Here is a 4,403-nt window from a genome sequence, read left to right on the forward strand (position 1 = left end):
CGCGATGAACCCCGAGCGCGCCCGGGCGATCCGGGCCGAGCGGATGCCGGCCGACACCGACGGCTGCACGATGTGCGGGGACTTCTGCGCATTGAAGATCGTCGGGCGGCACTTTAACTTCTGAGAGAGAGTGGGGGGCGGGGGCGCTCCCTCCGGGATCTCGTCTTTTTTGGGGCATTATTCGCTGGATAGCGAGGGCTGTTTGTATGCATATCAAACTGATATTTGCCCACGACCCGGGTACAGTGGACCGTGGTGGCTATCGCCACGCGCTGCCCCCGCCCCAAGGGGCGGGGAACGACTGGCCGAAGGGTGCGGTGGGCCGAAGGGCCGGAGCTGGAGAAACCCGAAGGGTTTCGAGTCAGGAGTTTAAGCACCGCAGGTGCAAATGAGGAGGCCGAAGGCCGGGCGGGGTGGGGGTACAGGCCTGTATGTAGGGTGAAGACAGGGGAGGGGGAGACCGCCCTCGAAGACCTCCGGTCTTCTCATGCTCACTACGTTCGCACCTCGCACCTGCCGGTGCTCGAGCTCCGCTCCTCCGGAGCATCGCACTCCCCGTCAGCCCCTCCCCCCGTGGCGATACCCCCACGAAAGCCGTAGATGGGGTTGTGCATTGCTATAACGGCAGAACCCCCGCCCTCACAGCAAAAACCCGCACCCTTATCCTCCTCCCCGCCCACACTCACATAAGAGGACACCCCAATGAAACCCGATAACGAGAAACTCATAGACGACTTCCTCGCCCACGCCGACGACCTCGGCGACGACATCGTGGAGGATGTCGAGAAGATGCTCGGCGTCGTCCCGTTCATCTTCTCCATCCTCCGGGAACGGCCCGAGACCTTCGCGCTCTCCGCCGTCGCCGATTACCGGATCTCCCGCCCGGAGTCTCTCGACCCCAAGACCGCGGAACTCATCGCCGTCGCGGCCGCCGCGGGAGCGGGGGCGGATAGCTGCCTGAAGGTCCACATGGGGGCCGCGCTGAAAGAAGGCGCGTCCCGCGACGAGATCCTCGACGTCCTCCAGATCGCCGCCATGATCGGGAAGACCCGGGTCTTTGCTTCCTCCCTGCGGCAGTTCCAGGATGTCTGCGGCAAGGAACAGGGGGCCGGGGAGTAGGCGACCTCCGCCTCACCCCGGGACATGCATGCTTTATGGTCTGATTCAGCCAAAACTCTCTAATGAGCCAGACAAAGGCGGCCCTCCGGGAGCAGGCAAAGGAGGCACGTCTCCTTCTCTCGCCCTCACAGATCACCGAATATAGCAGGAGTATAACGGAACGGCTTCTCGACCTCCTCAACGGCTGTACGACCGTCATGGTCTACGTCGCCAAAGCCCCCGAGGTCGAGACCAGCGGTCTTATCGCCGACCTGAACCGGCGGGGCGTGCGGGTCGTCGTGCCCATCATCGAACGGGAGACCTGCAGCCTCCGCCTCTCCTATCTGCCGGACCCCGCGGCCCTTTCCCCCAGCACGTTCAACGTGCCCGAACCGATCGGCCACGAACTCCCGGCCCGGCCCGAGGAGATCGAGGTGGTCATCATACCGATGCTCGCCTTCGACGCCGAAGGAAACCGGCTTGGCTACGGTGCCGGATATTACGACCGCTTCCTCTCCCGGTACCCCCACCCGCAGAAGATAGGCATTGCGTTCTCCTGCCAGCAGACACCGAGCGTTCCCGTCGACGAAAACGATGTGAAGATGGATTGGATCGTGACAGAAAAAGGGACAACCCGACTGAACGGGAGTAGCATGTCAGAAACATTTAAATAGTTGTCATCACTTACCTATGGTAACCATACGAGGAGGTTATTCGCATGGGTAATACAGAGTATGTTGAGGTGACCATCAAGGAGGCGGCCCACGAGGACGCCGGCCGAGGAATCGGCAGACTGAGCATGGACACCATGAAGGCGCTCGGCCTCGTCAGTGGTGATGTCGTCGAGATCGAGGGACGCCAGAAGGCGGCGACGCTCATATGGCCCGGCTTTCCCCAGGACACCGGTAAGGCGGTCCTTCGCATCGACGGCAACACCCGGAGCAACGTCGGATCGGGGATCGACGACAAGGTCCGGATCAGGAAGACCGAGGCCGGATACGCCAAGAAGGTGACCATCCAGCCGACCCAGCCCATCCGCCTCGTCGGCGGAGAACAGTACCTGGGAAGGCTCCTCCGCGGCCGGCCGGTCACCGAGGGGCAGCACGTCCGGGTCAGCATCCTCGGCAACCCGCTCACGTTCGTCATCGCCAAAGTAGCCCCGAAAGGCATCGCCATCGTCACCGACAGCACCGAGATCGAGCTGAAAGAGACCCCCTACGAGCCCAAGGAAGGGCAGCGCGAGGTAGCGGGCGATGTCCACTACGAGGATATCGGCGGTCTCGATCGCGAGTTGCAGCTTGTCCGTGAGATGATCGAACTCCCGCTCCGGCACCCCGAACTCTTCGAGCGCCTCGGCATCGAGCCCCCGAAGGGAGTCCTGCTCTACGGTCCGCCGGGAACAGGAAAGACGCTGATCGCAAAAGCGGTGGCAAACGAGGTGGATGCTCACTTCGTCACGCTCTCGGGCCCCGAGATCATGAGCAAGTACTACGGCGAGTCCGAAGAGCGTCTCCGTGAAGTCTTTGAGGAAGCGCAGGAGAACGCACCCTCGATCATCTTCATCGACGAGATCGACTCGATCGCGCCCAAACGTGAGGAGGTGAAAGGTGAAGTCGAACGCCGGATCGTCGCCCAGCTCCTGGCCCTTATGGACGGGCTAAAGACCCGGGGCCAGGTGGTGGTGATCGCCGCAACGAACCTCCCGGATATGATCGACCCCGCCCTGCGGCGCGGCGGCCGATTCGACCGCGAGATCGAGATCGGCATCCCGGACACCAAAGGACGGCAGCAGATCTTCCAGATCCACACGCGCGGCATGCCCCTTGCCGAAGACGTGAACCTCGACGACTACGCCCGCTCCACGCACGGCTTCGTCGGCGCCGACATCGCGCTGCTGGCAAAAGAGGCGGCGATGCACGCAATTCGCCGGATCATACCGCAGATCAAGATCGAGGAGGAGATCCCCACCGAGATCATCGACCAGCTCCGCGTGACGAACGAAGACTTCATCGAAGCGCATAAGCACGTCGAGCCGAGCGCGATGCGAGAGGTGCTCGTAGAGATACCCGATGTCAAATGGGATGATGTCGGGGGGCTCGAAGACGTAAAGAGCGATCTTGCAGAGGCCGTTGAGTGGCCGCTCAAATATCCGGAGATATTCGCCTCCCTGGAGACCGAACCCCCCCGCGGCATCCTGCTCTTCGGGCCGCCCGGGACCGGGAAGACACTCCTTGCAAAGGCGGTCGCAAACGAGAGCGAAAGCAATTTTATCTCCATAAAAGGTCCGGAGCTCCTCTCAAAATGGGTCGGGGAGTCGGAGCGCGGCGTTCGCCAGGTATTTCGGAAAGCGAGGCAAGCAGCACCGTCGATTATCTTTTTCGACGAGATTGACGCGCTTATGCCCAAACGCGGATCTTATATAGGATCATCGCACGTAACTGAAAGTGTGGTAAGTCAGATCCTGACAGAGCTCGACGGCCTCGAAGAGCTCAACAATGTCGTGGTTCTCGGCGCTACCAACCGCCCGGACATGTTGGACGAGGCGCTGCTTCGCCCCGGCAGATTCGACCGGATCATCTATGTTCCGCCGCCCGACCGGGAAGGCAGGAAGAAGATCTTCGAGGTGTACCTCAGGAACAGGGAGATCCTCGCAAGCGACGTCAACATCGAGGAACTGGTCGACAGGACCGAGGGTTACGTCGGCGCCGATATCGAGGCACTGGTTCGCGAGGCAAAGATATCCGCCATGCGCGAGTTCATTGCCGCGATGGGCAAAAAGAGCGAGGAAGAACGGAACCAGGCCATCGGCAACGTGCGGATCACCGGAAAACACTTCGAAGACGCCCTCTCCCGCGTGAGAGGCACACTCGATATCGACCGGCTGGAGGAGAACGAACGCCACTCCTGGGAGATCCTCTACAACCAGGAGCAGCGGTCGGCGCTCGAAGATGCCGTCTCGACGATCAACCGTGCCAGGATGCGGGAGACCGGGAAGGTCGAGCAGGAAGTCAAAAATCTGACACAGGCCCTCAAAGACGCGGTCTACCAGAGAAAGAAAGACTTCGGCGAGATCAAACGCCTCGCAAAGGAGTTGAAGGCCAGGATCGAACGCCCCCTGCCGCAGACGGCTATGGCGTTCTGAGTGGCGCCTTCCCCGCAGAAGGGGGGCTACGCGCCCCCCCACCAGCAGAGATGAAATACCAACGTGATGACTATGAGTGACAGCCCAGCAGACATCTTCGAGCAACTTAACGAACTGATGAAACGCCTCATGGAGCAGGGGCTCAAAGAGCAGGGAGATCAGA

Annotated in this window: 4 protein-coding genes; all 4 read left to right on the top strand. The window is 61.4% G+C overall.

Going from position 1 to position 4,403, the window contains the following annotated elements; translation table 11 throughout:
- Nucleotides 1-124: phosphomethylpyrimidine synthase ThiC (locus PLN84_RS12575; protein WP_348532134.1), on the top strand; the 124-nt coding region annotated here is incomplete at its 5' end.
- A 578-nt stretch (nucleotides 125-702) separates the two neighbouring features.
- Complete coding sequence (locus PLN84_RS12580) at nucleotides 703-1,119, top strand: carboxymuconolactone decarboxylase family protein (protein WP_292384536.1); 417 nt, start codon at nucleotides 703-705, stop codon at nucleotides 1,117-1,119.
- Nucleotides 1,120-1,181: 62 nt separating this feature from the next.
- The gene (locus PLN84_RS12585) at nucleotides 1,182-1,772 is read left to right on the top strand and encodes a 5-formyltetrahydrofolate cyclo-ligase (protein ID WP_292384538.1); all 591 of its coding nucleotides are present in this window, start codon (nucleotides 1,182-1,184) and stop codon (nucleotides 1,770-1,772) included.
- Between the two features lie 44 nt (nucleotides 1,773-1,816).
- Entirely contained in the window at nucleotides 1,817-4,240 is a 2,424-nt protein-coding gene (locus PLN84_RS12590) for a CDC48 family AAA ATPase (RefSeq protein ID WP_292384539.1), read from the top strand.
- The last annotated feature ends 163 nt before the right edge of the window (nucleotides 4,241-4,403 follow it).

The organism is Methanoculleus sp. (genome assembly GCF_035363275.1).
Taxonomy (GTDB): domain Archaea; phylum Halobacteriota; class Methanomicrobia; order Methanomicrobiales; family Methanoculleaceae; genus Methanoculleus.

What these genes read in the sequence shown, in the direction of transcription:
- PLN84_RS12585 (WP_292384538.1), top strand. Translation starts at nt 1,182, where the DNA reads ATGAGCCAGACAAAGGCGGCCCTCCGGGAGCAGGCAAAGGAGGCACGT.
- PLN84_RS12590 (WP_292384539.1), top strand. Translation starts at nt 1,817, where the DNA reads ATGGGTAATACAGAGTATGTTGAGGTGACCATCAAGGAGGCGGCCCAC.
- PLN84_RS12580 (WP_292384536.1), top strand. Translation starts at nt 703, where the DNA reads ATGAAACCCGATAACGAGAAACTCATAGACGACTTCCTCGCCCACGCC.